At 45.0% G+C, this 26,916-nt stretch carries 27 protein-coding genes and 1 pseudogene; 19 read left to right on the top strand and 9 right to left on the bottom strand.

All coding sequences use genetic code 11. The annotated features are described in order from the left end of the window. Both R7P35_RS22735 and R7P35_RS22730 read right to left on the bottom strand, forming a co-directional pair. Window positions 1-758: DUF3450 domain-containing protein (locus R7P35_RS22735; protein ID WP_318092664.1), on the bottom strand; the 758-nt coding region annotated here is incomplete at its 3' end. Window positions 759-823: 65 nt separating this feature from the next. Next, the gene (locus R7P35_RS22730; RefSeq protein ID WP_017634998.1) at window positions 824-3,424 is read right to left on the bottom strand and encodes a TonB-dependent receptor plug domain-containing protein; all 2,601 of its coding nucleotides are present in this window, start codon (window positions 3,422-3,424) and stop codon (window positions 824-826) included. A gap of 820 nt (window positions 3,425-4,244) precedes the next feature. On the opposite strand from R7P35_RS22730, the gene R7P35_RS22725 reads away from it, so the two are divergent. The 6 genes from R7P35_RS22725 to R7P35_RS22700 all read left to right on the top strand — a co-directional run bounded on the left by R7P35_RS22725 (window position 4,245) and on the right by R7P35_RS22700 (window position 10,515). Continuing rightward, complete coding sequence (locus tag R7P35_RS22725; protein ID WP_005384771.1) at window positions 4,245-5,270, top strand: ABC transporter permease subunit; 1,026 nt, start codon at window positions 4,245-4,247, stop codon at window positions 5,268-5,270. Between the two features lies 1 nt (window position 5,271). Further along, window positions 5,272-6,315 carry an ABC transporter permease gene (locus R7P35_RS22720; protein WP_005379369.1) on the top strand — a complete coding sequence of 348 codons (1,044 nt, stop codon included), beginning with the start codon at window positions 5,272-5,274 and terminating at the stop codon, window positions 6,313-6,315. A 37-nt stretch (window positions 6,316-6,352) separates the two neighbouring features. After that, complete coding sequence (locus R7P35_RS22715) at window positions 6,353-8,179, top strand: extracellular solute-binding protein (RefSeq protein WP_017634997.1); 1,827 nt, start codon at window positions 6,353-6,355, stop codon at window positions 8,177-8,179. Window positions 8,180-8,188: 9 nt separating this feature from the next. Next, complete coding sequence (locus R7P35_RS22710; protein ID WP_213904774.1) at window positions 8,189-9,046, top strand: ABC transporter ATP-binding protein; 858 nt, start codon at window positions 8,189-8,191, stop codon at window positions 9,044-9,046. Window positions 9,047-9,081: 35 nt separating this feature from the next. Then, window positions 9,082-9,921 (top strand): ABC transporter ATP-binding protein, encoded by an 840-nt coding sequence (locus tag R7P35_RS22705; protein ID WP_005379372.1) that lies wholly within the window; start codon window positions 9,082-9,084, stop codon window positions 9,919-9,921. Between the two features lie 168 nt (window positions 9,922-10,089). Beyond that, entirely contained in the window at window positions 10,090-10,515 is a 426-nt protein-coding gene (locus R7P35_RS22700; RefSeq protein WP_017820704.1) for a phosphate-starvation-inducible protein PsiE, read from the top strand. A 55-nt stretch (window positions 10,516-10,570) separates the two neighbouring features. Here R7P35_RS22700 and R7P35_RS22695 read toward each other — a convergent pair whose 3' ends face one another. Next, a complete protein-coding gene (locus R7P35_RS22695; protein ID WP_318092661.1) occupies window positions 10,571-11,437 on the bottom strand; it encodes a YicC/YloC family endoribonuclease in 867 nt (288 codons plus the stop codon). 184 nt (window positions 11,438-11,621) lie between these two features. Here R7P35_RS22695 and rph point away from each other — a divergent pair, with 184 nt between their 5' ends. Continuing rightward, complete coding sequence (gene rph / locus R7P35_RS22690; RefSeq protein ID WP_017634994.1) at window positions 11,622-12,338, top strand: ribonuclease PH; 717 nt, start codon at window positions 11,622-11,624, stop codon at window positions 12,336-12,338. A 104-nt stretch (window positions 12,339-12,442) separates the two neighbouring features. After that, window positions 12,443-13,084, top strand: coding sequence for an orotate phosphoribosyltransferase (pyrE, locus tag R7P35_RS22685; RefSeq protein ID WP_182038436.1), 642 nt, complete (start codon window positions 12,443-12,445; stop codon window positions 13,082-13,084). 84 nt (window positions 13,085-13,168) lie between these two features. Here pyrE and R7P35_RS22680 read toward each other — a convergent pair whose 3' ends face one another. The 3 genes from R7P35_RS22680 to coaBC form a co-directional block, all read right to left on the bottom strand. Continuing rightward, entirely contained in the window at window positions 13,169-14,119 is a 951-nt protein-coding gene (locus R7P35_RS22680) for a Kdo(2)-lipid IV(A) acyltransferase (RefSeq protein WP_017634992.1), read from the bottom strand. Window positions 14,120-14,125: 6 nt separating this feature from the next. After that, complete coding sequence (gene slmA, locus R7P35_RS22675; protein WP_005379386.1) at window positions 14,126-14,716, bottom strand: nucleoid occlusion factor SlmA; 591 nt, start codon at window positions 14,714-14,716, stop codon at window positions 14,126-14,128. 171 nt (window positions 14,717-14,887) lie between these two features. Next, a complete protein-coding gene (coaBC, locus tag R7P35_RS22670; protein ID WP_017820705.1) occupies window positions 14,888-16,087 on the bottom strand; it encodes a bifunctional phosphopantothenoylcysteine decarboxylase/phosphopantothenate--cysteine ligase CoaBC in 1,200 nt (399 codons plus the stop codon). A gap of 193 nt (window positions 16,088-16,280) precedes the next feature. Here coaBC and R7P35_RS22665 point away from each other — a divergent pair, with 193 nt between their 5' ends. The 8 genes and pseudogenes from R7P35_RS22665 to R7P35_RS22630 all read left to right on the top strand — a co-directional run bounded on the left by R7P35_RS22665 (window position 16,281) and on the right by R7P35_RS22630 (window position 22,622). Beyond that, window positions 16,281-17,954, top strand: a complete 1,674-nt coding sequence (locus tag R7P35_RS22665) for a methyl-accepting chemotaxis protein (RefSeq protein WP_033905951.1) — start codon at window positions 16,281-16,283, stop codon at window positions 17,952-17,954. 114 nt (window positions 17,955-18,068) lie between these two features. Next, window positions 18,069-18,743, top strand: a pseudogene (radC, locus tag R7P35_RS22660) (RadC family protein). Between the two features lie 302 nt (window positions 18,744-19,045). Beyond that, window positions 19,046-19,282, top strand: coding sequence for a 50S ribosomal protein L28 (gene rpmB, locus R7P35_RS22655; protein ID WP_005384783.1), 237 nt, complete (start codon window positions 19,046-19,048; stop codon window positions 19,280-19,282). A 13-nt stretch (window positions 19,283-19,295) separates the two neighbouring features. Further along, window positions 19,296-19,466 carry a 50S ribosomal protein L33 gene (rpmG, locus tag R7P35_RS22650; protein ID WP_004410866.1) on the top strand — a complete coding sequence of 57 codons (171 nt, stop codon included), beginning with the start codon at window positions 19,296-19,298 and terminating at the stop codon, window positions 19,464-19,466. A 276-nt stretch (window positions 19,467-19,742) separates the two neighbouring features. Further along, the gene (locus R7P35_RS22645; RefSeq protein ID WP_031777180.1) at window positions 19,743-20,219 is read left to right on the top strand and encodes a hypothetical protein; all 477 of its coding nucleotides are present in this window, start codon (window positions 19,743-19,745) and stop codon (window positions 20,217-20,219) included. Window positions 20,220-20,321: 102 nt separating this feature from the next. Beyond that, window positions 20,322-21,131 (top strand): bifunctional DNA-formamidopyrimidine glycosylase/DNA-(apurinic or apyrimidinic site) lyase, encoded by an 810-nt coding sequence (mutM, locus tag R7P35_RS22640; protein WP_042522608.1) that lies wholly within the window; start codon window positions 20,322-20,324, stop codon window positions 21,129-21,131. Between the two features lie 86 nt (window positions 21,132-21,217). Then, entirely contained in the window at window positions 21,218-21,700 is a 483-nt protein-coding gene (gene coaD, locus R7P35_RS22635; RefSeq protein WP_005379411.1) for a pantetheine-phosphate adenylyltransferase, read from the top strand. Beyond that, window positions 21,687-22,622, top strand: coding sequence for a glycosyl transferase family 90 (locus R7P35_RS22630; RefSeq protein WP_005379412.1), 936 nt, complete (start codon window positions 21,687-21,689; stop codon window positions 22,620-22,622). The genes coaD and R7P35_RS22630 overlap by 14 nt, the downstream gene beginning before the upstream one ends. Before the next feature lie 30 nt (window positions 22,623-22,652). On the opposite strand, the gene R7P35_RS22625 is transcribed toward R7P35_RS22630, so the two are convergent. From R7P35_RS22625 to R7P35_RS22615, 3 genes are read right to left on the bottom strand one after another with little or no spacing between them, the layout of a single operon-like run. Then, a complete protein-coding gene (locus R7P35_RS22625; RefSeq protein WP_005379421.1) occupies window positions 22,653-23,441 on the bottom strand; it encodes a glycosyltransferase family 2 protein in 789 nt (262 codons plus the stop codon). Further along, window positions 23,438-24,205: a glycosyltransferase family 2 protein gene (locus R7P35_RS22620; protein ID WP_005395793.1), complete on the bottom strand. Its 768-nt coding sequence runs from the start codon at window positions 24,203-24,205 to the stop codon at window positions 23,438-23,440. The genes R7P35_RS22625 and R7P35_RS22620 overlap by 4 nt, the downstream gene beginning before the upstream one ends. A gap of 35 nt (window positions 24,206-24,240) precedes the next feature. Next, window positions 24,241-25,296: a glycosyltransferase family 9 protein gene (locus R7P35_RS22615; protein WP_005379423.1), complete on the bottom strand. Its 1,056-nt coding sequence runs from the start codon at window positions 25,294-25,296 to the stop codon at window positions 24,241-24,243. A 107-nt stretch (window positions 25,297-25,403) separates the two neighbouring features. Between R7P35_RS22615 and R7P35_RS22610 the strand changes: the two genes are divergently transcribed. From R7P35_RS22610 to R7P35_RS22600, 3 genes are all read left to right on the top strand, one after another. Continuing rightward, complete coding sequence (locus tag R7P35_RS22610; protein WP_005379424.1) at window positions 25,404-25,811, top strand: diacylglycerol kinase; 408 nt, start codon at window positions 25,404-25,406, stop codon at window positions 25,809-25,811. Window positions 25,812-25,822: 11 nt separating this feature from the next. Then, window positions 25,823-26,533 carry a 3-deoxy-D-manno-octulosonic acid kinase gene (locus tag R7P35_RS22605; RefSeq protein ID WP_171345965.1) on the top strand — a complete coding sequence of 237 codons (711 nt, stop codon included), beginning with the start codon at window positions 25,823-25,825 and terminating at the stop codon, window positions 26,531-26,533. 144 nt (window positions 26,534-26,677) lie between these two features. After that, the coding region (locus R7P35_RS22600; protein ID WP_318092658.1) for an NAD-dependent epimerase/dehydratase family protein at window positions 26,678-26,916 on the top strand (239 nt) is incomplete at its 3' end.

Raw genomic sequence — 26,916 nt, 5'->3', positions numbered from 1 at the left:
TCCCCAGCATATACAGGCAATTTGATTAGCGCTGGTGGCGCTTGCTTCTTCGCGATACGAAGGCCTTGCTGTACCGCTATGCGGTAGCTTTCCGGTAATGTTTCCCATTGACGTGTTTGTTGGTTCCACATACCTGTCTCACCACCGTCTGGAGATTGGAATAAAAGCGCCGTGCGACCAATACGTAGGAAGTCGTAAGTCACGGTTTCCCCATTTCTATCTAGGCTAGCTTTGTAAGATTCAATTGAGCGAGAGAAGCCTTCTTCAATTTGGTAGGCTTCCATCACTTTACGGAATTTCTCAGAAGTCGTTACGTCGGCGCGATCCATGAGACGACGCAGTTCTTGGACACGTTTATTACGTTCTTTTTTCTGGAAAGGTAGATCGAGAGTCACAAACTCATCGAGTGCATCGATCATTTTAAGTGTTAGTGGCACTACTTCTGTTGCCGTTTGATCGATCTGAGCAATTTGGTTATTTAATGAGTCCAATTCACCTTGCTGTGATTGAACCATACGGTTAATTTGCTCGTTGTAGACTTTCATGCTGTCGATTTGACGTAGTAAGCCTTTGTATTCTGCCAACATGCCTTCAGTACTTTCGGCATAATTGTCGATTTTTTGTTGCGAAGCTTCTGAAGATTGATTTGCTTTTGCTTGTGTGGAAACGACAGCACCAGAGTTGGCCGCTATAGAGCTACTACTGATAGTAAGCAATGCTGCAGCTATGGCACTGAGACCAAATTCCTTGAATTTCATGGTTGCATCCTTGTCAGTGTTTTAGTCAGTCGAAAAGGGCGCGGAAAACCCGCGCCAAATATTTTTTAGAAGTCGTATGATGCCTCGACGTATAGCTGACGTCCGATTGGATCGTCATACCCAGTTGCATAGAATGGAGAGGTATCGCTTAGAGGATCTGCAGGCGGTACTTTGTCAAACATGTTGATAGCACCAAGAGTTACACGACCACTCTCGTTGAATTGGTAAGAAGCCGTTAGGTTCCACGTTGTCATACTAGCGATTTCTGCTTTGTAACCCGCTTTTTTAGCAGAATCACAGTCATCAAAGTAGTAACGGTTTGCGTAGCTTGAACACATACGGTCGCGGTATTTACCAAATAGGTTGATAGCGACATCTTCATATGCCCAGCCAAGATTTAACGTTGCGGTGTATTCAGGCATGAAATCTCTTTCATCCGTTACAGGCTCGCTGTCGTTTTCTTGATATTCAGCAATCAAGATCTTCGTTACAGCAACACGCGTGTTAAATGAACCGAACTCATTAGTGTCGTATGCGTATTTGATCGCTAGGTCAATACCAGAACGCTCTTCATACGACTGGTTCACTGGACCATAGGATACCGACTTGATGGTGCCATCTGGGTTACGAACGACTTCAGTACCTGGGTATTTACCTGGATCGTTAATTACGTCTTGGTAAGTTGGTGCTGTTACGACGTCTTCCATCTTGATGTGGTACCAGTCAACAGTTACACCAAGATCATCCACAGGCTCCCACGCTAGGCCCAAGTTAATGTTTGTACTTGTTTCTTCTTTCAGCTCAGAGTTAGGGCCATTAAGCGTATCGAAGTACTGAGTATCACACTCTGGGTACTTGTCTTTATCTTGTGGGCCGCTACCACCAGCGTTGGCACAAAGCACAGGGTCAAAACCAGAACCAAAGCCTCGAGTTTGATCACCAAATAGTCGCTTCAAGTCTGGAGCTCGGAAGCCTAGACCGTAGCTACCACGTAGCAATAGGGTGTCAGTAGGACGGTATGCTAGGGCTACTTTAGGAGTGAATGCGCCGCCAGTTGCCGAGTCGTCGAAGTAGTGGTCGTAACGACCAGCGACAGTCATTTCTAAATCTTCAATGATAGGAATAAGAGCTTCAACACCAAGACCAATCTGATCGCGGTCACCGCCGCCTGATGTTCCACCTAGACCAGAGAAACCACCAGCTGCTGTTGTAGCATCAATCGTCTCATTGTAGTCAGTACGGTTCCATTCACCATAAACAGCAAAGCCAGACATACCTGCAGGAAGTTCAACCAAATCACCAGCCAGTGAGCCGTTAACAGAGTAAAGCTTTGAGTAGGCTTCTTTGCTTGAAGTGCCGCTGTATTTGTCTACAACGTCTTGAGAGATAGGCCCTAGAAGATCGACATCACCATTTTGTACAGCTTGGTCGAGAGTTAGGAAGATTGCTGGGTTGCTTGTTTCAACGCTTTGCTCAGAGTAACCAGCGGATAGGTCCCAATCATACGTATCAGCAAGCAGGCCGTTCAAGCCTAAGGTTAAGCCAAAAGAATCGGCTTCAGTGTTACTTTCGCGTGGTCCAAATTCGACCATACGGCGAGTGTATTCGCCTTCGCCGCGGAAGTGAGTGGCATCAACTTCAACGCTGTAAGGGTTAGGTTCGAATTCAGATTCTGTAGACTTGTAGCCAAAACGGGCTTCTGCCATGGCAGTGACATTGTCGTTAATGTCCATTTCACCACGTAAAAGTAGGTCTACTTGTTTGTTTTCTGGTTTTAATGTTCGGTATGCAGAGCGGTTAACACCACACTTTCCATCCGCTCGTTCAATCGCGGCATCACCAACGACTTCTTTACATGAAGAACCAGCATCAGCTGGTGTTAGAAGTGTTCCGTTGGCGCCTTCAAAGTTTGCACCGTAGCTAGAGTAGCCACTTAGCTGAGAACGGCTAGAACCGTCATCGCCAGCCCAATCATCTCGGTCAGATTGCTTTAGCATTTCGTTGCCCGCAAATTGGCCAACGAAGAGAATACGTTTGTCGTCAAAGTTTTTGCCAGCTACAACGTCTAAACGACCATTTTGGTAACCACCATCCGTCGCGTCACCCGCGCGTACTTTTACAGAAACGCCATCAAAGTCTTTCTTTAAAATGAAGTTTACGACACCACCGATTGCGTCGGAGCCGTAGATAGCAGAACCTGAGTCGGTCATTACTTCAACACGCTCAATAGCGGCGACAGGGATTTGGCCGATATCTTGGAAGTTAGATGTACCATCTTGTGCTAGCGGGTATTGAGGAAGACGACGGCCATCAATAAGAATCAATGTGCGTGACGCGCCAAGGCCACGTAAGTTGACTGACTGCGCTGCTGGTGTAAACGAGAAAGAGTCTGTTTGAGCCATTACACCACCTGTGTTTTGGGTCAAACTGTTCAATACGTCTTGCGCGCTGTTAAAGCCTTTAGACTCAATGTCTTTACTATTAATAACAGTAACTGGTGAAGGACCTTCCATATCCGTCGTGGAGATACGCGAACCAGTAACTTTCATCTTTTGAAGTTTTTCAACTTGCTGCTCTTCTGCCAGTGCTGTTGCTGGGGCTGCAACTGCTGCTGTCCCCAAAGCAAGGCTTATCGCAACAGATAAAGCGGTTGTGTTTTTATACATCCTTGTTGCTCCGATTATTATTATTTCCTATGTCTGGCCGCATAGCGGCCAAATGTGACGTTAATATTTCGTTAACGTTCGGCCAATGTATAACCGAGATGAAAAAAGGAAGTCAAACCAGTGGTAAACGGGGATGCTTAAATGTAAAAAAGATGTAAATAACCAGGTTTTATTTAAAAGGCGGAATAAAAAACCGAATAAGGTTTATGAATCGAGATTAAATTTCAATAAAACACCGTATTTTGTGTTTCTTATAAACTTTAATGACTTATCTTGCCTATGGTTTTTTAGTGGGTAATTGAATCTGGAAAAAGATATTTTTCCAGTGAATTGTTCTGAGATGAGTTTTATATCGAATCCATACTTTGTTAGCTCGAACTTATTAGGTGGTATCAAAATATGATACCCATTACGGTTAAAGGGCTCACTCGTATTTTTAGGTCAAATATAACCTTGGATTATGTGGCTATTTATGTGTGTAGGGTGCATTTTTATGTAGGGTTTTGGCTCTAAACAGCCTAGATTGATATTCTGTATGAATTATTTTTGTGGTTTTTTATAATTTTTTACAAAAACATTTCTGTTTTTCGACATCGAAGGAAGTTTGTCATGTTTTGGTTTCAAACACTTGAAGCTGATGTGGATTCAAGATAAATATGACGCTGAAATTATTGCAGTAGTAGAAAAGTCTAGCTCTTGAGGCGCAGGGAGTGTGCTTCAACAGTTTTAGTTACTACGAGATAAATATGCACCATTTTGGGCGGAAAATATCCTCTTTCACTCCGTTTGAACTGGACAGTAGACAAGGAGCAAGTTGTATATGCTGTCGTACTTTTTACGCCGTTTGGCGTTGGTTATCCCAACGTTTCTCGGGATAACTATTCTCATCTTTGCTATCACTCGTTTCGTGCCTGGCGGACCTGTTGAACGCATGTTGTCACAAATGCAGTCTCAGGGAGATGGCGCCGCATCAATGACGTCTGCGGGTGGTAATACGGCCCTTTCTGACGATCAAATCGCGGAGCTGAATGCGTTTTATGGCCTGGATAAACCTGTAACGGAAGCGTACGTCGAGTGGTTAAGTCGTTTGGTAATGCTAGATCTTGGCGAGTCGACGCGTTACTACGAGCCTGTCTCGGATATGATCGCAGAGCGTTTGCCAGTGTCGTTGTTTTATGGCGGCATGACCTTCTTTATTAGTTATTTTATCTCGATTCCTCTTGGTTACTATAAGGCGCTCAAGCACGGTTCTGTGTTTGATTCCGCCTCTTCAGTACTCATTTTCGTAGGCTACGCGCTACCAGGTTATGTGGTGGGTGTATTGCTGATCACGTTATTTAGTTATCACTTGGAATGGTTTCCGATGGGAGGCTTTGTCGGCGATGACTTCGACGATTACGAAACCTTCTTTGAACGCGCTAAAGACATTATGTGGCATGCGGTGTTGCCTTTGATCTGTTACCTCATTGGTGATTTTGCCACGCTGACGATGACAATGAAAAATAACCTGATGGAAAACCTTTCCTCAGATTACATCCGCACCGCAATTGCGAAAGGATTACCTTTCAAAAAAGCAGTTCGTAAGCACGCGTTGCGTAACAGCTTAATTCCGATCGCGAGTCACTTTGGTAACTCTTTGTTGTTCTTCATGACCGGTGCCTTCCTGATTGAAGTTATCTTCAATATTGATGGCATTGGCTTATTGGGTTACGAATCAATCATGGAGCGTGATTACCCTGTTGTTATGGGTATTGTCGCCATTAATGCGTTGTTACTGCTCATTGGTAACATCATTTCAGATATTTGTGTTGCTTTAGTCGACCCACGTGTGAAGTTTGGAGCGTAACATGATTAAAGTTAGTCCATTAACTCAAAAGAAAATTCGTCACTTTAAAGAGATCAAACGAGGCTATTGGTCGTTTGTTGCTCTTTCTATCATGTTGATCCTTTCTCTATTCGCCGAACTTTTGATCAACAGTAAAGCGCTAGTCGTCAAGTACGATGGTAGCTACTATTTTCCTGTTGTCAGTGACGTACGTTTAGGTAGCGAATTCGGCCAAGAGTCATCCAGTGAAGCCGATTATCGTGTACTGCAAAAAGCGTTTGAGGCTGAAGGGGGCGACAACTTTGTTATTTTGCCGCTTGTGCCGTGGAACCCATACGAACAAGATTTTAGTGGTGATTTCCCGCCAACAGCGCCTAGTGCCGAAAATAAGCATTATTTAGGTACAGATGTGATAGGTCGCGATATTTTGGCGCGACTCGTCTACGGATTCAGAACGGCGATGGGATTTGCGTTGCTTACGATGGCCATTTCCTACGCGATCGGTACTGCAGTCGGTTGTGCTATGGGTTTTTGGGGCGGTAAATTTGACTTGTTTGTACAGCGACTTATCGAAATCTGGTCAATGGTCCCGTTTTTGTACGTCATTATGATTCTTGTCTCAATCGTTCAGCCGACGTTCGCTCTCTTTGTCGCTATTAACGTGCTTTTCACTTGGATGGGGATGACATGGTACATGCGGACCATGACCTATAAAGAAGCGGCACGAGAATATGTAATGGCGGCTCGTGCTTTAGGGGCATCGACCGGACGTATCTTGTTTAATCACATCTTGCCAAATACGATGGTGATGATTGTAACCCTAGCGCCTTTCACTATTGCAGCTAACATCACAGCACTGACTGCTCTCGATTACCTAGGATTAGGCTTGATGCCACCAACGCCAAGTTGGGGTGAACTACTGCAACAAGGTAAGTCAAACTTAGATTCGCCATGGATTGTTGCGTCAGTAGTGACTTCTATTGTTCTGGTTCTGGTAATGGTGACCTTTATTGGTGAAGCCATTCGAGCGGCTTTCGACCCGAAAAAATTCACACGCTATGTTTAAGCGAGCATTGTGAGCAAAACATAAAAAGGGAAGTTTTATGAAGAAATTATTTTTAGCGTCCACGCTGAGCGCCCTGAGTTTTGGTGCAATGTCAGCAACGCTTCCGACTGACTTAAACTGGCAAACAAACTGGGATGAGCCTCAATATGGTTCGCCAGAAGCGAAACGTGGAGGGACTTATCGCACCTTTATGTCAAGTTTCCCGCAGACGTTACGTAGTGTTGGCCCAGACGCTAATGCAGGGCTACGTTCTTTTATCTTAGATGAAACACCAGGCTTGGTGGTCCGCCACCCAGATACTTTAGAGTTTATCCCTGAGCTTGCTAACGAGTGGGCGTTAGCAGGTGACAACAAAACGGTCTATTTCAAACTCAACCCTGAAGCCAAATGGTCGGACGGCAAACCTGTGACTGCCGACGATTTCGTGTTCATGCTGAAGTTTTATCGTTCCAAGGACATCTTGGAGCCTTGGTACAACGATTACTACAACAAAACGATTGCGGATGTTATCAAGTACGACACTCACACGTTTGCTGTTAAGGCGGCGAAAGAGTTTAATCCGGAAGAGTTGCTGTTACGAATGGGGGCCCTGCGCCCACGTCCCGCACATTTTTATGCTAACCCTTCAAAAGATGAAAATGGTGACGGTATACATGACAACTTTGTCCGCTACTACAATTTTAAAAGTGAACCAACGACCAGTGCATACTACCTAGATGACATTAAAAAAGGTAAAAGTGTTACCTTCAAACATGTCGGTGAAGACTGGTGGGGTTACAGCAATAAGTATTATCAACATCGTTATAATGTCGACAAAATCCGCATCACAGTGATTCGCGACAGTGATATCGCGATGAAGCACTTTGAGAAAGGGAAGCTGGACGCATTTGGTCTTGTTTTACCAAGCTTATGGCATGATAAATCGAATACGGAACCTTACCAAAAGGGATACATTCAAAAGTTCTGGGGTTACAACCAATTCCCAGTTGGGGCTGGTGGTGTATGGATGAACACCGCGATGCCTTTGCTGGATGATTTAAACATTCGCAAGGGCATTACTTACGCGATTGACTTTGATGGCATGATAGAGAATGTCATGCGTGGCGACTACTCCCGTAAACCGAACCCGACCGGTTATGGTCATGGTAAATACACCCTACCAGATGCTAAGGCACCGAAGTTTGATCCCGCAAAAGCGGCCGAGGCATTCGAAGCCGCAGGCTTTAACAAAATTGGTTCTGATGGTATTCGTGTTAATGATAAAGGTGAGCGCTTAAGCTTCGAGCTGACCTACGGAACACCTGTTCATACTCCTCGTATTGCATTTTTGCGTGAGCAAGCCAAGCTAGCAGGGCTGGATATTGAGCTCAAGTTAGTTGATGGCTCATCCATGTTCAAATACGTACGTGAGAAAAAGCACGATTTGGCTTTCTTAGATATGGGTACGTCTGAGATCCCAACGTATTGGGAGTACTTCCATTCAGTCAATGCGAACAAGCCGCAAACTAACTCTTTCACAAACTACAGCACGCCTGAACTGGATGAAAAGATCATCGAGTATCGTTTTGGCATGGATATGGATAAAAAGATCCAGCTAGGTCATGAGATTCAGCGTGACATCATTGATGCTCACGTTATCGTCCCAGGCTACATGGTTCCTTATGTCCGCTATGGTCACTGGCGCTGGTTAAAGTTTCCAGATAAGCCAATGAATCGCATGACAGAGGCGCTGTTCAGTGGTGCAATCATAGGCGATGGCACTTACTGGATTGATAGTGATATCAAAAAAGAAACGAAACAAGCGATGAAGTCAGGCAAAGCTTTTGAACCTGTTGTTGTCGTAGATGACACTTATAAGCTGTAAGGATTGGTTATGGAAAACGATGTAATCCTAAGTGTTAAAGATCTCGAAGTTGAATTTACCACCGATGATGGGCCAGTGAAGGTTCTGCATGGTGTGAACTTTGATGTGAGAGCTGGACGTACACTCGGTTTGGTAGGAGAGTCAGGTAGTGGTAAGAGCGTAACCTCAATGTCGATCATGGGGCTATTACCTAAGCCATATGGCAACATTATCAAAGGTGAAGTGAATTATCGCGGCACCAACCTAGTTGATTTGCCTGCGGAAGAGATGTACGCCATGCGTGGCGATCGCATTTCGATCATCTTCCAAGACCCGATGACGGCGCTCAACCCAGTGCACACCATTGGTCGTCAAATATGTGAAGTGCTTGAGCTCCATCGACCTGAGCTCGACAAAAAGGAGCGGGAGGCGTACTCGATTGAAATGCTGGCAAAAGTAAAAATTCCAATGCCAGGGAAGCGATTGAATGAGTATCCCCATAACCTATCTGGTGGTATGCGCCAGCGTGTCATGATCGCGATGGCATTGGCCTGTAAGCCGGATATTCTGATTTGTGATGAACCGACTACAGCGTTGGATGTTACGGTTCAGGCGTCTATCCTTGAACTGATGAACGAGCTTCAGGAAGAAACGGGCATGGCGATGATCTTCATCACTCACGATCTCGGGGTTGTGGCAGAAGTGTGTGATGATGTTGCCGTGATGTATGGCGGACGTATTGTCGAAAAAGCAGAAATTTTTGAGTTGTTTGATAACCCGCAGCACCCATACACAGAGCGTTTAATGGGATTGATGCCGAGCTTAGATAATGAGCCGAAGCAGATGATCGATATCAAGCCTATTGATGCCAGTATGTTTGCCAGTTAACTGGGCAAAGTGAACCAGTCATAAAAGAGGATGTTATGGCAAAAGAAGTATTAAGAATTGAAAATCTTAAGCAGCACTTTGTTTCTGGTAAAGGGCTGTTCAAGAAAGGCTACACCATCAAAGCGGTAGACGGGGTTTCACTGTCTGTTTCTGAAGGTGAAACACTGGGGCTAGTTGGTGAGTCAGGTTGTGGTAAAAGCACCCTTGGTCGCACGATCTTAAAGTTATACGAGCCAACAGAAGGTAAGATTTTCTTTGAAGGTAAAGACATCACTAAATTGTCTGTGAAAGAGATGCGATCGCTGCGTAAAGACATGCAAATCGTCTTTCAAGACCCAATGGAGTCACTCAATCAGCGTCATACCATCGGTATGATTCTGGAAGAACCGTTTGTTATTCATAAAATTGGCACGCCAACAGAGCGTAAACAATGGGTAAAAGAGCTTTTAATCAAAGTGGGATTACCAGAAACGGCAGTAAACCGTTATCCACATGAATTTTCAGGCGGGCAACGGCAGCGTATCGGTATCGCTCGCGCGATTGCATTGAAGCCTAAACTGCTGATTTGTGATGAATCGGTATCTGCGTTAGATGTGTCGGTACAGGCGCAAATCTTGAACCTATTGCTACAACTGCAACAAGAAATGAACTTGGCGATCATATTTATCTCTCACGATCTCTCGGTGGTGAAACATGTTTCTGACAAAGTTGCCGTGATGTATTTTGGCAAAGTGGTAGAAGCAGGCAGTGCTAAAGAAATTTATGCAAACCCGCAAAACGAATACACCAAAAAACTCCTATCTGCGATTCCGATCACTCACCCTAAATATCGGAAGAAAAAGCGCGTAGCTGAAAAAAAGCAGCAAGTGGCGTAAGTGATGCCACAGGTCCTATAACACAAAAGCGCTCCGCCAAATAAGCGGAGCGTTTTTATAAGCAAATGCCAGGACTTGGAGTCGATTTACACTGATGTTTATTCTGATTGATTGAAGATCGTTGCATGCTAAACTCAAGGCCTATTTTCTTTGTTTGGATAATGGACCATGCCGTCGAATTTACCGAAATCCTTTAGTCGACCTTTCCTGAGAATCTTCCATATTTTGGAGGCGGTATTATTAGTCTCTATTACCTTGGCGACGTTGTACGCCATGATGCAAGAGTTTGTGCACGTATTTGTAGAGAAGCGTGTCTTACTCACAGATATTCTGTTGATGTTTATCTATCTGGAAGTGCTCGCCATGGTGCAGCAGTTCGTGATGAACGGTAAAATTCCGGTACGCTATCCTATCTACATCGCGATGATGGCGATCGCCCGCTATATCACTCTCGGAATGAAAGAGCTGGATGCGGTTTTGGTTGTGTGGTTATCTCTGGCTGCGTTTATTTTGGCTGCGGCTACTTTGCTGATCAGAATTGGACACCATTATTGGCCCTACGTTGATAACAGAACCTTGGAAAAAGATGAGTAAAAGAAAGCCCCGCACTAGCGGGGCTTTTTTGTTTCAATACTCGATGACTTTTAGATCATTCAATGTTTTGGATCTGCTCACGCATCTGTTCAATTAGAACTTTCAGTTCAACGCCCGATGCGGTGATGTCGGTGCTGATGGATTTCGACGCTAGCGTGTTTGATTCACGGTTGAACTCTTGCATCATAAAATCTAGACGGCGACCCACTGCGCCACCTTTTTTCAGAATGTTTGTGGTTTCTTTTACGTGAGAGTCCAAGCGATCGAGCTCTTCAGCAACATCCGATTTTTGCGCTAGCAAAACCAACTCTTGCTCGATACGAGATGGATCCAGTTCCACTTTAGCGTCTTCGAACTTCGAGAATAGTCGCTCACGTTGCCATTCTAAAATTTCTGGCATGCGGGCACGCACTTTTACGACTTCTGCAGAGATGGCGTCTAAACGCTGTTCAATCAGCGCTTTCATGTTCTCGCCTTCACGAGCGCGCGCTTCAATAAATTCATCCATTGCGCCATCAAACGCTTCTAGTAGCACTTTATTTACTGCATCCATGTCTTGCTCTGGCGTTTCCATTACCCCCGGCCATTGCATGACTTGAAATGGATTGATTCGGCTCAGTTCACCAGTCATGTGCATGACTTGTTCAGCGGCTTTAATTACCTGGCTAGCAAGCGCTTCATTGATGCTAAGCTCACCTTTTGCGGCAGGGTTTGCTTCAAAACGCAGATTACATTCTACTTTGCCTCGCGCTAAGCGCTTACGAAAGCGCTCACGTAAAACGGGCTCTAACCCGCGAAATTGCTCTGGCATGCGGAAGTATGTTTCTAAATAACGCTGGTTCACGCTGCGGATTTCCCATACCGCAGAACCCCAATCGCCTTTTACTTCTTTGCGTGCATACGCTGTCATACTGTAAATCATCGAATTTTCCTGTCTTCATTTTTTGAAAATTACTTCAAGAGTGTATCACGCTGCGTCGATAGGTGCGCGGGATGTATGGATTGTTTATGTTGTGCCAGCGGCGTAACCTATGAATCCGGAATCGATTCCGTTATAATCTTCGCCCAACCAAATCGTCTTCTCCTCATATTTAAGGTAGATGCCCATGCGTCCAAACGATCGCAAGGCGGATCAAGTTCGCCCTATCAAAATTACTCGTAACTACACAGCTTACGCTGAAGGGTCAGTGCTAGTTGAGTTCGGTAACACCAAAGTGTTGTGTAATGCGACCGTCGAAGAATCTGTGCCACGTTGGCTAAAAGGTCAAGGTAAAGGCTGGGTTACAGCTGAATACGGCATGCTACCTCGAGCAACACATTCGCGTACTCGTCGTGAAGCGGCAAGTGGCAAACAAGGCGGCCGTACGATGGAAATTCAGCGTCTTATCGCGCGAAGCCTACGCGCTGTTGTCGACCTAAAAGCCATGGGTGAGTTCATGATCACCGTTGACTGTGACGTTATCCAAGCTGACGGTGGTACGCGTACTGCATCCATCAGCGGCGCAAGTGTTGCAATGGCCGATGCATTCCAACACCTAGTAGATAGCGGCAAGCTAAAAGCAAACCCAATGAAAGGCCACGTAGCGGCAGTTTCAGTTGGTTTGCTAGGTGATGATGTTCTGTGTGACCTTGAATACGTTGAAGATTCAGCGGCAGACACAGACATGAACGTGGTAATGACAGAAGAAGGCAAGATGATTGAAATTCAGGGCACCGCAGAAGGTGAACCGTTCAGTCACGAACAGCTGATGGCATTGCTCGAGTCGGCGAAAGTCGGCATTACGGAAATTGTCGCAGCGCAGAAGGCGGCGTTAGCCAATTGATTTAGATAGCTCCCATTATGGGGGCTATTTTTTTATCTCGACAATAGAGAAATGAATGATTGTCGAGAAGAGACACAAGAAACCAAGGACATAGAGAGAAAATAATGAAAGCATACCAGCGTGAATTTATTGAGTTTGCACTTGAGAAAGAAGTTCTTAAGTTTGGTGAGTTTACTTTGAAATCTGGCCGTAAAAGCCCGTACTTCTTTAACGCTGGTCTTTTCAATACTGGTCGTGACCTAGCGCGTCTTGGTCGTTTTTACGCAGCCGCGCTCGCTGATTCTGGCATTGAGTTTGATGTACTGTTTGGCCCGGCGTACAAAGGTATCCCAATCGCGACGACAACAGCAGTCGCGCTGGCGGATCACCACGATATCGACACGCCTTACTGCTTCAACCGTAAAGAAGCGAAAGATCACGGCGAAGGCGGTAACCTTGTAGGCTCTGCGCTTGAAGGTCGAATCATGCTAGTGGATGACGTAATCACAGCAGGTACTGCGATTCGTGAATCGATGGAAATCATCAAGGCGAATGGTGCAGACCTTGCTGGTGTGTTGGTTGCGATTGACCGCCAAGAAAAAGGCAAAGGTGAATTGTCTGCGATCCAAGAAGTGGAGCGTGACTTTGGTTGTGCAATCATCTCGATCGTTAGCCTGACTGACCTTGTGACTTTCCTTGAAGAGAAAGGCAAAGACAAAGAGCATCTAGAAGCAGTCAAAGCATACCGCGCAGAATACGGCATTTAATTGGTTACTTTTTCTGAAAAAGTAAAAAGGGCAGATGGATATTCATCTGCCCTTTTTTGTTTTTGGATTCATCGCCTTGACCACTTACTTATAGCGAATGCCTTTCTCGACATGCTCATCTTGCATGGTTTTATAGCGTTTATGGAGCCACATCCATTGCTCTGGAGCGCGTAGAATGACTTCTTCCACATACTTGTTCATATAAGCGGCAGCGGCGACTTCGTCTTTTTGTGGATAATCGGCTTCAATGCACTTATCGGCGATGATGTCGTATTTTCCTTCGTCATTGCGAAACCCTGAGCCTGGGATGATCGCACATTTTGAGGTATACGCCAGAATGCTCGTGCCTGTTGTCGTACACGCATTGTCTACGGCAAAGAAGGGCACAAATACTGATTTTTTGCGACCGTAATCGTGATCCGGTAAATAGAACAGACGCTCACCGCTGCGTAAAACACGAATCATCTTTTTTACATCTTTACGATCAATCAGTTTATTGCCGTTATGTGTCCGTCCCCAATACTGGATAAAGTTATAAGCAGGATTATTATGTGGACGAAACGCGCCGTACCCGGCCACGCCTAACACGGCGAAAGCACGCGCAGTGATCTCTAGATTTAGAGCATGGACACAACAAAGTAGGACGCCTTTACCTTCTTTGGCTTTTTCACGCAGTGCGCCGAGATCTTTCTCGACGATCAGGTTTTTAAAGCGCCAAGTCGGCCAGAACCAAGTGATTCCGGTTTCTATCAGTGCCATACCAGTATTTTTGAAGTTCTCTTCAACAATATGTTGAATCTCTTCAGGTGTTTTGTCTGGAAAGGCCAATTCTAAGTTACGCTGAGCAACGTGGACACGCTTTTTACCGTAGCGCATGCCAAGTTTACCGAGTGAACGACCTAATGAAAGCAGCAGCCGATAAGGAAGAATATTGACGAGGATGGCCAACAGACCAAAACCAAGCCATACGCCCCAGTTACGAGGGTGAAGAAGTGAAAGAGAAAACTCGGGCTGCGTGTATTTGTCTTTACTCATAGTCTTTTACTTTATTTGTGCACTCAAAAGCGCCCAGTACTCGTCAAAGTTTGCAGTCGGCTGGTATTTAAAGTCGCTACGCACAAAGCGGTTTAGGCTCCCCTCAACTTGTCCCAGAATTTGCGCGGCTAGGATGCGCTCTTCGACAGGGAAAGACTTCCCTTCACGAATCTTACGTTCACGCAGGATTTGGCGCAATTGTGTTTCTATACGCTCAAAGAGTTGATTGATGCGTTCACGTAGACGTTCATTTTCAAACATTAGAGCATGACCCGACAAAATGCGTGTCAGACCTGGGTTACGTTCAGAGAACGCCAAAATAAGGTGCATCACCATACGAATACGCTCTAGTGTATCTTTTTCGTCGTCTAGAATACGGTTGATACGTGTCATCAAGGCTTCTTCAATGAACTCAATCAACCCTTCGAACATGCGCGCTTTACTTGGGAAATGACGATACAGCGCGGCTTCTGAAACGCCGACTTGCTTGGCCAGTTTTGCCGTAGTAATGCGTGAAGCGCCATCTGTTGATTCAAGCATTTCTGCCAATGCTTGTAAGATCTCTTCACGACGGTTGGATTTTTTACTGCCGGCCATTAGTTACTTCCTTTCAAAATACAAAGTTGAGCGGAGGGGATTATAAGACGCTATTTCGCCTCAAACTAGACCACTAAGGGTGGAATGGGAGATTTAACACCCTTAGTTGTCATTTTTGTACCAAATTTATGCCAGCTTTTGTAAAAAATTGGCAGGGTTTTCAAACGTTAGTTACATCAATTGATGCATTTTTTCGAGAATTTTAAAGCTCAATGCTTCTTTTGATTCTAAAGCGAGCGCAAGTTCACCTTCAGGCCAGTAAAGGGTAATTGCGTTGTCGTTGCTGTTAAATCCTTGCCCTGCAACCGAAACGTCGTTTGCACAGATCATATCGAGGTTTTTCTTTGTTAACTTGCCTCGAGCATAGGTCTCTACATCATTGGTTTCAGCCGCAAAACCGACGGTAAACGGACGCTTCTCCGTCATTGCTGCCACAGATGCAACAATATCAGGATTTTTAACCATATTAATGACCATTTCGTCGTTGTCTTCTGTCTTTTTCAACTTTTGAGACGCGATCGTTTGTGGGCGGTAGTCGGCAACGGCAGCGCAGCTAATAAAGGCATCATGCTGGTTTGCATGTGTCATAACGGCTTCGTGCATCTCTTGTGCACTGGAAACATTTATGCGCTCAACACCTACGGGCGTATTTAAACTGACAGGACCGCTCACGAGGGTGACTTTTGCTCCCATCTGCGCTGCGGCGCTCGCCAATGCATAGCCCATTTTCCCGGAGCTATGGTTTGTAATGTAACGCACTGGATCAATCGCTTCGCGAGTTGGTCCGGCGGTAATGAGTATCGACTTACCTTCTAGCAATTTTGGTTGAAAGAACTGTTCACATAGATGTACTAGCTGCATTGGTTCCAGCATTCGACCTGGTCCTACATCACCACAGGCTTGCTCTCCTGCCGCAGGGCCCCAGATGTGCATACCACGACGCGCTAACGTAGCGATGTTCTCTTGGGTTGCGATATTGCGATACATCTGTTGATTCATCGCAGGAGAAACAGCAACAGGGGAATCCGTCGCGAGCACGAGCGTAGTAAGTAAATCGTTCCCCATGCCTGCGGACATGCGCGCGATTAAGTCCGCGGTCGCGGGCGCTAATAGCACTAAATCTGCCCATTTGGCCAATTCAATATGGCCCATAGAGGCTTCCGCTGCTGGGTCTAGTAAACTGTCCGAGACAGGACGGCCCGAAACGGCTTGCATGGTTAAAGGGGTAATGAACTCTTTTGCGGCTTTCGTCATTACAACTTGAACTTGCGCTCCTCTCTCTATGAGGCGACGGGTTAGCTCCGCACATTTATACGCGGCAATACCGCCACTGATGCCGAGTAGAATTTTCTTTCCTGCTAGTGTTTGCATGTGAGATCTCCAATTTGATGACCGGATTTTAACACAATTCAAAGTCTGACCGCCCGAGCATATATAACGAGAAGATAATTCACATCAAACTCCAGAGTATTAATCTGACCGAGGAAGGGAAAATTCTCGCCTACCTCACAGACAAGTTGCGCGGAGTTTGCAAGTCTGAAAAGAAAAAGAGGTAGTGGAAACCATGGTGTTGAAAAGTCGAAACAAATTGCTGCTGATAACCCTAATTCCGCTGTTGTTGATCACCACGTTGATCTCAGTGGTGTATTACATCAACAGCAGTAAAAGTTTGGAAGCGGAGCTGGCAAGAGACAGGCAAGAGCTCATCGAAACGAAAAAGAAAGAGTTACAAGCCTATATGATGATGGGCGTGACGGCGATAAAACCGTTATACGACACGGATGTAAATGGAAGTAATAAAGAGGCAGCAAAAGAAATTCTGAAAGCCATGCGCTTTGAAAGCGATGGTTACTTTTTTGCCTACGACTCTCAAGGTGTGAATACGTTGCACGCCATCAAACCTGCATTAGAGGGTAAAAACCTTTACGACTTAAAAGATGAAAATGGGGTCGCAGTTATTGCGGGCTTGATTGACGCTTCTCAAAAAGGGGATGGGTTCCTCTATTTCTCGTGGCACAAACCGACCATTGACGCACAAGCGCCTAAGTTGGGCTATGCAGAATATCTATCTAAATGGGACTGGGTTTTAGGTACTGGCGTTTATATTGATGACATCGACCAACAAGTTGCGATGCACAGAGAGTTAAAGACTCAAGAGCTAAAAGAGCATACATTATCTGCCGTGTTGATTTCCGCTATTGGATTGATCATTACCAGTGTTCTCACCAGTATCGTGGTGTCTAAAGGCATTCAGCCATTACAACATGTCGCGGCTTCATTAAAAGATGTTGCCGCAGGCGGCGGTGACTTAACGGCTCGTTTAAAAGTCGAAAGTCAGGATGAAGTCGGTGAAGTGGCAGCGGCGTTTAATGAGTTTATGGATAAGCTGCACCCACTGATGCAGGATATCCACCGCTCTGCGACGACAGTACAAACCGTTTCCCAAAGCCTGAACACTCAGACCAGCCAAGCGAGCGGCCAAATGCAGGACCACTGTTTAGAGACGGACAAAGTCGTGACTGCGGTGACACAAATGAGCATGACTGCCAAAGAAGTAGCCAGCAATACTAATGCGACCGCGCAGGCAATTGACGATGCCAACAGTCAAGTCACCGCCGCTCAGCATGAGGTCGAGCAAGCAATAGAAGGCATTACCGAACTCGTGACGGAGATAGACAGCACGTCAGATGCAATTTCTGAGTTGAGTTTACAGACCGAAAAAATAACCAAAGTGCTGGATGTGATTGGCGAGATAGCCGAGCAAACGAATTTGTTGGCCCTAAATGCGGCGATTGAAGCGGCTAGAGCCGGTGAGCAAGGTCGAGGGTTTGCCGTCGTTGCGGATGAAGTGCGCTCGTTAGCCAGTCGTACGCAAAATAGTACTCATGAAATTGGCGACATGCTCAAGCAGCTACAAAATGGTGTATCAAGAGCGGTCAGTACGATGTCGGTGAGCCAAAAACGAGGTGTCAAAACGGCGGAAGAATCTGCGCTCATTCAGCAATCTCTTTCTGGTGTTCATCATTCTATCGGAACAATTCGAGATATGGGTATTCAAACCGCGTCTGCCGCAGAAGAACAAAGCGCGGTTGCAGAAGACATCAACCAAAACTTAGTGGCTATTCAACAGATCGTGAACAACATTAATGAGACGTTGCAGCATGCCGAGTCAATCAGCACGCAGCTATCACAGTCTGGAACAGAAATTCACGGCTTGGTTGGCAACTTTAAACTCTGATGAACTGTTAAGTTGCATGGAAAACACTGATAGTACGAAGAAAGCGAAAGTCATACTCGACTTTCGCTTTTTGTTTTGTGGAATAGGGACACTTTCCATATAAAGAGACATCAGATGATACTGAAAGCTTTGCCAAATGAGTCCATGCCCAGAGAGAAGCTACTGCAACGAGGGCCGCAAGCTTTGACCGATGCTGAGCTACTGGCCATCTTCTTGCGCACAGGCACCCGCGGAATGAACGTGATTGAGCTTGCAGACTTCCTTATTCAAGACTTTGGTTCGCTCAGACAACTATTTTCAGCATCAGAAGAAGAGTTTTGTCGTCACAAAGGATTAGGGCAAGCCAAGTATGTTCAATTGCAAGCTGTACTAGAAATGACACAACGTTACTTGGCGGAGACGCTAAAGCGTGGTGATGCCTTAACCAGCCCCGACCAAACTAAGTTATATCTGTCTTCTATTTTAAGGGATCGGCAAAGAGAGGCTTTTTATATTCTTTTTCTCGATAACTAGCACCGAGTGATAAAAGATGAAATTTTATTTGAAGGAACGTTGGATGCAGCGTCGGTGTATCCGAGAGAAGTTGTTAAGCGTGCTCTGCATCATAACGCGGCGGCTTTGATTTTGGCGCACAATCATCCTTCAGGGGGTGCTGAGCCGAGCCAAGCTGACAGAAGGATTACAAGGCGTCTCATTGACGCATTAGCATTGGTGGATATTCGTATTTTGGACCATTTCGTCATCGGAGATGGGGAAAGTGTCTCTTTTGCTGAAAGAGGCTGGATATAACTGTGCGTTTTTTAGGTTGTTAGTTGCTAAAAATCTGCTATCATCCACGCCACTAAATTTTTAACTGAATTCAGCTTGGACTGCTAAAAAAATCTGCTGTCTAAAAAAAGATCACGAAAACCTGTAAAAAGGATCTGTTCGGGTCTTGAGCAATGCATATCAAGTTAGTATAATGCGCGACCTTTGATAGCCTTGTATGGATTTTCCATAGCGGTTCTTAACCTCTAACTTCTTTTCGAGAGATAGAGAGGTTCGGCCACCAAGGTTGATATCGAGCTGAAACGATTTTGGAGAAGACATTCATGTCACGAGTATGCCAAGTAACTGGTAAGCGTCCAGTAACGGGTAACAACCGTTCACACGCACGAAATGCTACTAAGCGTCGTTTTCTGCCGAACCTACAAACTCATCGTTTCTGGGTAGAGAGCGAAAAACGTTTTGTTAAACTACGTCTATCTGCTAAAGGTATGCGCATCATCGACAAGAAAGGTATTGATACTGTTCTTGCAGACATGCGTGCACGTGGCGAAAACGTTTAAGAGGAAATAAGCAATGGCAAAGAAAGGCGTTCGTGAGAAAATCCGTCTAGTATCTTCTGCAGGTACAGGCCACTTCTACACAACTGATAAGAACAAGCGTAACATGCCAGGCAAATTTGAGATCAAAAAGTTTGATCCAGTAGTTCGCCAGCACGTTATGTACAAAGAAGCAAAAATCAAATAATTGGTTTCAGTCTCTTTGATGAATTGAAAAACCCAACTTTCGAGTTGGGTTTTTTATTACCTGAATAAAAGTGCTGAAGATAAAGTGTTCAGTACGTCATCGGATTATAAAGTACTGCTGAAGTTATTTTACTGGTCCGACTCTATACTCGAATTTTTGATTGATCGCTCTCTGCCGCTTCGTTACCACTTCCCTACACACTTGCACACCGTTGTTCTAGTCAAGCTCAATACTCTTTGGTAGTTTACTCATAACGATAAGAGAGTAGAGATGGTTATGCGTGTGAGTCCGGCTCGTCGCCGCCGATGGAACAATATTCTTATTCTGGGCATTATCGCGTTTATAGTGATCTTAAATGCGCCGATGTGGATCAAAACTTACCTATTAACAGACCAAGCAGACCCTTACCCAAATGTACTTCGCTCCGACTATACGGTGGAGTCTTTGTACTATAGTGGCTGGGAGTTTGAACTGCATGATGGACGATGGCAATCCAACATCAAAGTTGATGCACCGATCAGTGAACTTGTATCACGCTGGCAATCATTGGAAGGGACCGAGCTCACCTCAGAACAGTACGATCATTTAAAACCTAACCTGACGGTACCTGAAACGGTAGAAGTTTGGTATCAGGATCTCGAAGAGCCGCAGCGGGTGACTTTCTTTCGTTTACCTGATTTTTGGCTATTTAAAACCTGGCAAGACAAATGGGTCGCTATCTCCGTCGATGAAAACTACCTTATGCCAGAGTAGAGCCTTTTTGCGCCTATACCCCTAATAAGCTTCCCTATTTATCGTTTTTCTTTTCGATTATGCTAGCAGCGAGAACTATTAGCCGGTGAATTGGAGAATCTAATGCCTGAGTTGCCAGAAGTTGAAGTGAGCCGTATGGGGATTAGCCCCCACATGGTTGGACAAACGATCCAGTCGTTTACTTTTCGAACGCCTAAATTGCGCTGGGATATTCCTACAGAGCTTAAAAAATTGGAAGGGCAGGTGATCCGTGCGATTAGCCGTCGTGCGAAATACTTACTGATCGAGACAAACACAGGTACAGCCATTGTTCACTTGGGCATGTCTGGGTCTTTACGTGTCCTAGATGCCGACTTTCCGCCAGCAAAGCACGATCATGTGGATCTCAAACTAAGCAGTGGAAAAATACTGCGTTATAACGATCCGCGTCGTTTTGGGGCATGGCTGTGGTGTGCTCCTGGCGAGTCACATGCTGTGCTAGCAAACATGGGGCCTGAGCCTTTAACTGAAGAGTTCAATGCGGAATATGTAGCGGAGAAAGCTAAAAATAAGCGTGTCGCCGTCAAGCAGTTCATCATGGACAACAAAGTCGTGGTTGGTGTTGGGAACATCTACGCGAATGAGTCGTTGTTTAAATCTCGAATTCACCCTTCAAGGCCCGCAGGTAAGTTGACTTCTCAAGAGTGGAGGTTACTTGTTGAAAATATCAAAATGACACTTGAGATTGCCATTACGCAAGGTGGGACTACTCTGAAAGATTTTGCGCAAGCCGATGGAAAGCCGGGTTACTTTGCACAAGAGTTATTGGTTTACGGAAAACCCGGAGAGCCATGCCCAGAGTGTGGCGAACGACTTCAAGAGCTAAAGATTGGCCAACGTAATACCTTCTTTTGTAGTGAGTGTCAGAAGTAAGTCGAGCTATTATCGAGCTTAAGTTGTTGTAATCTTGCGTTCGAGCCTCAATAATTCAATCAGTTTCGAATAACTTAGTAAATTATATGAAAGTCATTTATCCGGGCACTTTTGATCCAGTGACTAATGGTCACCTCAATCTAATAGAACGTACTCACGAAATGTTTGATGAGGTTGTGATTGGCGTAGCCGCAAGCCCATCGAAGAACACTATGTTTTCATTGGAAGAGCGCGTTGCACTGATGCAGGACGTTGTAGCGCATTTACCTGGTGTGACGGTAAAGGGGTTCTCCGGGTTATTAGTGGATTTCGCGAGAGATGAGAAAGCTAAGGTTCTTATTCGTGGTTTACGAACAACGGTAGACTTTGAATACGAGTTTGGACTGACCAACATGTACCGAAAGCTATTACCAGGAATCGAGAGCGTATTTTTAACTCCTGAAGAAGAGTTTGCGTTTTTGTCGTCGACTATCGTGAGAGAAGTAGCGATTCATGGCGGAAGTATCGAACAATTCGTTCCCAAGCCAGTAGCCATCGCGATTGGGGAAAAACTGAATGAAAGACAGTAAGTTCCCTTATTATTTCTCAAACGCTCTCTCGATACTTATCCCTCGCTTTGTATATCGAGCACAAGCCAAGCGTTTACTTTCGAATCTGACCGAAGCAGAGCAGCACCGCTGTCTTGAGCGAGTGAACTATTACAATAAGTGTGAAACGCCGTTTTCAGTCGATAGCCGAGAACAAAATTACTCGACCATCGATACATTCAAAAAAACGAAAGGCTGGACGTATTTTTTCGATCTTCGCCAAGTTGTACGCTATTTCCCTTCCAGTTTTGCGTTTAACTACATCAACGGCGATGTTACACACATCCCCAATGTACCGAGCTTTATAAAAAGCCGCCCTATTTTTGGTAACAACCAAAATTCAGTGGTGTTGAAACTTAATCAAGTTCGTCATTTTAAATTTATTGATGATCCTGTTCGCTATCAAGATAAAAAGGACATGGTAGCGTGGCGCGGCGTGGGTTTTCAGCCGCATCGTAAAAAGGTGATTCATGCGTTTTACAACCATCCGCAATGCAATATTGGCCAGACCCGCCCGGTAGAAGGGGAACCATGGGAAAAGGGCTTTATGAGTATTGAAGAGCAACTGCAGTATAAGTTTTTGCTCTGTATAGAAGGCAATGATGTGGCCACCAACCTTAAGTGGGCTATGTCGTCTAACTCCTTGGTTATTATGTCAAAGCCAAAATATGAGACTTGGTTTATGGAAGGTAAGTTAGAGGCAGGCGTCCACTATGTTGAAGTGAAGGATGACTATTCGGATTTGCCCGAAAAGATGGATTATTACCTAGCGAATGAGCAAGAAGCATTAGCGATCATTGAAAATGCGCACCAGTGGGTTGAGCAGTTCAAAGATAAACCTAAAGAGCGTTTGATCTCATTGATGGTTGCCGATAAGTACTTCGCTTTATCTCAGCAACAATAAAAAAGGGGCGAAACGCCCCTTTTTATAATCTTAAGCTTCTAGAAATTGATCAACACCATTCTCACAGCGTTTAAGCTTGTTTTTAATGGTGTTTTCTAAAATCTCGTCATTTTGTCCGAGTGACGCACGAGAGTTTTCTACGTGGTACAAGTGGTAGCCTACACCTGCGAATTTTAGGTAAAGACGTGACTTACCCGCATTCAACATGCGATGAACAAACTCGCTGTCTTCGCGTCCCCATCCAACAAAATCTTGGTTGAAGCCATTCACCTCGATGACATCTTGTCGCCAAAACGCCATGTTGCAGCCGCGAGTGGCTTTATCGTTATTACGCTCGTAAGAGAACCATTTCGATAGCAAGGCGTTGGTGATGCAGTTTTTACGATTGCGAATGCCTTTGCTGAAAATGGAAGGCACTAAGCCGTTTTCCATGATGGCCTTGCTGCAGCTTTCATCCGTTAACACACGTCCACCCTGCACAAACCAATTTGGTTTTGCGACTTGCTTATGTGATTCAATAAACGTTTGGGACAGCACCATGTCGCCATCAATCATGATGAGGTAGTCACCTGATGCTTTGGCGATCGCACGGTTGCGGCTCATTGAAAGCTGAAAGCCATTATCCTCGTGCCAACTATGAATCAGTGGAACCGGAAAACCTTCACGCATTTGGTCAACCATTGCTTTGGTGTCTTCTCGAGAGCCATCATCTGCAACAATTACTTCGTCAGGCAAAACGGTTTGACGTTTCACGCTTTCTAACACCGCTTTTAATGCTTCTTTCCAGTTGTAAGTGGTGATAATTAAAGTCGTTTTCATGATTTTTTTGCCTGTTCACGTAAGTAGAGATCGATATATTTTACAAAAGTAGAGTGCATGCTTAGCCAAGCTAGAATGAAGCCATGTTTGCCATCAAGGAAACCTCGTTTGAGAACATACATCTTCAAAAAGCTCGCAAGAGCGTGAACGATAGCGGTCGTTAACCCCGCTTTCTTTTTTCCTTCCCGTTCATCTGTCCAGGCCTTGAGGTATCCAGTGGTTTTATTGATGTAATGATGAAGGTGCTCGTAAGTGTAGTGATGCAGTCGACCATCCAGTTTTTCAGTTTGATAGTTTTTCTCATCAACTTTTTCATGAACGAGCGAATCATTATATTGTGTATATTCGGTGCGATATAAGCGCACAATCCAGTCTGGAGACCAACCAGAATGGTAGATGAACTTACCAAACGCTGAGCTTAGTCGATTAAGTTTGTATAAAACGTTCGGCTTATTGGCTGATACCGCGTGTAAGATACTTTCTTTTAGCTCTGGAGTGACTTGTTCGTCCGCATCAAGCCACAAAACGTAGTCTGCTGTAACGTATTGCTGCGCCAGTTGGCGCTGTTTACCGAATCCTGGCCAATCTAGGTTGGTGTAAAACTTATCTGTGTATTGTCGGGCGATTTCTTCAGTGCGATCAGTGCTGCCCGAGTCTAGAAGGACAATCTCATCGACCCAATCTTTTACTGTGTCTAGACAAGCTTGTAAGTGCTTCTCTTCATTTTTTACAATTAAGGCAACGGCTAAGGTTGGTTTGGACAAGGTCATTTCCTTCTTAACAAATCAAGACAGTAAGTTTACTGGTATTGAGGATACAAATCTTCTAAGACTTGATCGAACATGCTCATTACTTGAGTGTTGGTAATGCGGTTCATTGCCGTTTCATCTTTAGCGCGAGTTCGCCAGCTTAACTCGTGACTGTTTTTGCCTGTTTCCGCAAAGATTGTTTCTTCATACACTGAGACAACGTATTTTAGATAACGGTAAGGTCCCACTCGCAGCGGATTATGGTGTGCATAGAGCCCGATGATTGGCGTTTTCATGGCATTCGCCATGTGTGCTGGTCCGGTATCGGGGGCGATGACCATTTCAACCTTATCTATTAACGCAAGCATTTGCAGAATTGAACTTTGTCCAACTAAATTTAGACACGGTTCTTCCAAGCGAGATTGAATGGCTTCTGCCAGATCCAATTCTACCTGAGCAGGGCTACCTGCCAGAATCACGTTCCAGCCTTTTGTTCTGGCGTGATGAATCACATCCACATAACCTTCCGCGTTCCAGTTTTTATAAGCTTTGCTCGCACCAGGCACAATCAGCAGGTTAGGTTTACTACGAGAAATATGAGACTCTGCCCAAGCTTGGTCGTGGTCTGAATAAGAAAGTACCCAGTCTAGTCCTGCCTTTGGTACCCCAATTTGATGGGCAAAGGCCATTAAGCCATCTGCGACATGCAGAGATTGCGGGGAAGGCACTTTGACATTGGTAAATAGTGTTTGAAAGTCCTGGCTTCTATCAGAAGAGAAACCAAGTTTGTATTTTGCTTTAATGCCCAACGTTGCGACACTCGCTCGAATCGCGTACTGCATATGCAATAGCGCATCAAACTCTCTGCCTTTCAGCTGTCGCCAAAGTGATTTGTAGCCATCAAGTCCCGCTTTTTTATCAAAAACAATCACTTCTACACCATCGATGGCGGCTAATAACTGGGCTTCAAGTTTACCCGTTATCCAAGTAATCTGGGTCGAAGGCCAGTGTTTCTGAATAGCTTGAATGGTGGCGATAGTATTGCAAACGTCTCCGATAGCGGACAAACGCAAGACGCATAGTGACGATGGGGCAGAAGTGAACATAATTATTGTCTGATTCGATGAATAGAGGCAGGTAAATTATGCAGACATCCCCAATAAATGTAAAATACACGGCTCGAATATAGCTAAGTACCGATAAGTGTTCTGCAATGTCAAAGACAACACCACATCAATCGCAAGAATCTGGCAAGCCGGGTAACACCGGGCTAAAGCGCATCGTTAAAGCGACGGGTTATTCGATCCAAGGATTAAAAGCGGCTTTTAAGTATGAAGCTGCCATTCGACAAGAGTTGGCTCTGTTGAGTATCGCCGTGATTTTGGCTTGGCTCGTGGATGTCGGCATGGTTGAGCGTATCTTAATGATCGGGGTCGTGGTGTTAGTCTTGATTGTAGAGCTTGTAAACTCAGCGATTGAGGCGGTAGTGGATCGTATCGGTATTGAACGGCATGAACTCAGTGGTCGAGCTAAAGATATAGGCTCTGCTGCCGTTATGGTTGCTTTGGCGTTTGCTGCATTTACTTGGTTGTATATATTAGCCAGCCGGTATTTAGGCTAGAGGGTGAGCGTATGACTCAACAGTATAAAAACAACAACCAAGTGATCTGGTTTGATGACGAGATCATTACAGACCCTAGCCAACCGATATTTGATGCGGAATACTGGCAGTCCTCCGACAAGGTGGTTGGCAGTGCGACGGGGCGAGGCACGACATGGTTTATCCAACTAGAGAGCATGCAAGCGGCACTACGTCATTACCGTCGTGGCGGTTTGTTTGGGAAGTTAGTTAACGATCATTATTGGTTCTCTGGCTGGGATAACACCCGTTGTGCGCAAGAGTTTCAGCTTTTGTTGGCGCTAATTGAGGCTGGGGTGCACGTTCCTCGTCCTATTGCAGCAAGAGCCGTAAAGTCAGGACTCTTCTATCAAGCTGATTTATTAAGTGAGCGAATCCCAAACGCCAGAGATCTGGTTAGTATCTTGCAAGAACAGTCTTTATCGGTAGAAATGTATCAGAAAATAGGGCAAGAAATTGCCAAGATGCATCAGGTTGGCGTTAACCATACCGATTTGAATATCCACAATATCTTGATCGACGACAAAGATAAGGTATGGATTATCGATTTTGATAAGTGTCGTTTTGAAACTTCTGGTGACTGGAAGCATCAAAATCTAAATAGACTTCTGCGTTCATTTAATAAAGAGCGTTTAAAGCGACAGATTATTTGGCAAGAGTCCGATTTTGAACATTTTCAGGACGGTTATGCTTCTCAATCTTAATTGAGTTTTTTATCATTTTATATTGATTGCTCTAAGTAAGCCTTCTTGAGTCTCACGATGCTCGAGTGAGTCTATAAACTACAATAATCATAAAGTATTCATGTGTATCTGATGGCACAAAAATTAACGTAGGTAACATTTGTAATGAAAATATTAGTAACCGGTGGAGCAGGCTTCATTGGGTCAGCTGTTGTCCGACATATCATTCGTGACACCCAAGATACCGTCATCAATTTAGATAAACTGACCTACGCAGGGAATCTAGAATCACTGGTTGATGTCTCAGAGAGTGAACGTTACTACTTTGAGCAAGTAGATATCTGTGACCGAGCTGAACTAGATCGCGTGTTTTCAGAGCATCAACCCGATATGGTTATGCATTT

Origin of the sequence: Vibrio sp. Vb0304 (genome assembly GCF_033338995.1) — a bacterium.
GTDB classification, from domain to species: domain Bacteria; phylum Pseudomonadota; class Gammaproteobacteria; order Enterobacterales; family Vibrionaceae; genus Vibrio; species Vibrio alginolyticus.
Note: the sequence above shows the minus strand (reverse complement) of the source record. Positions and strands in the feature narration are given on the sequence as shown.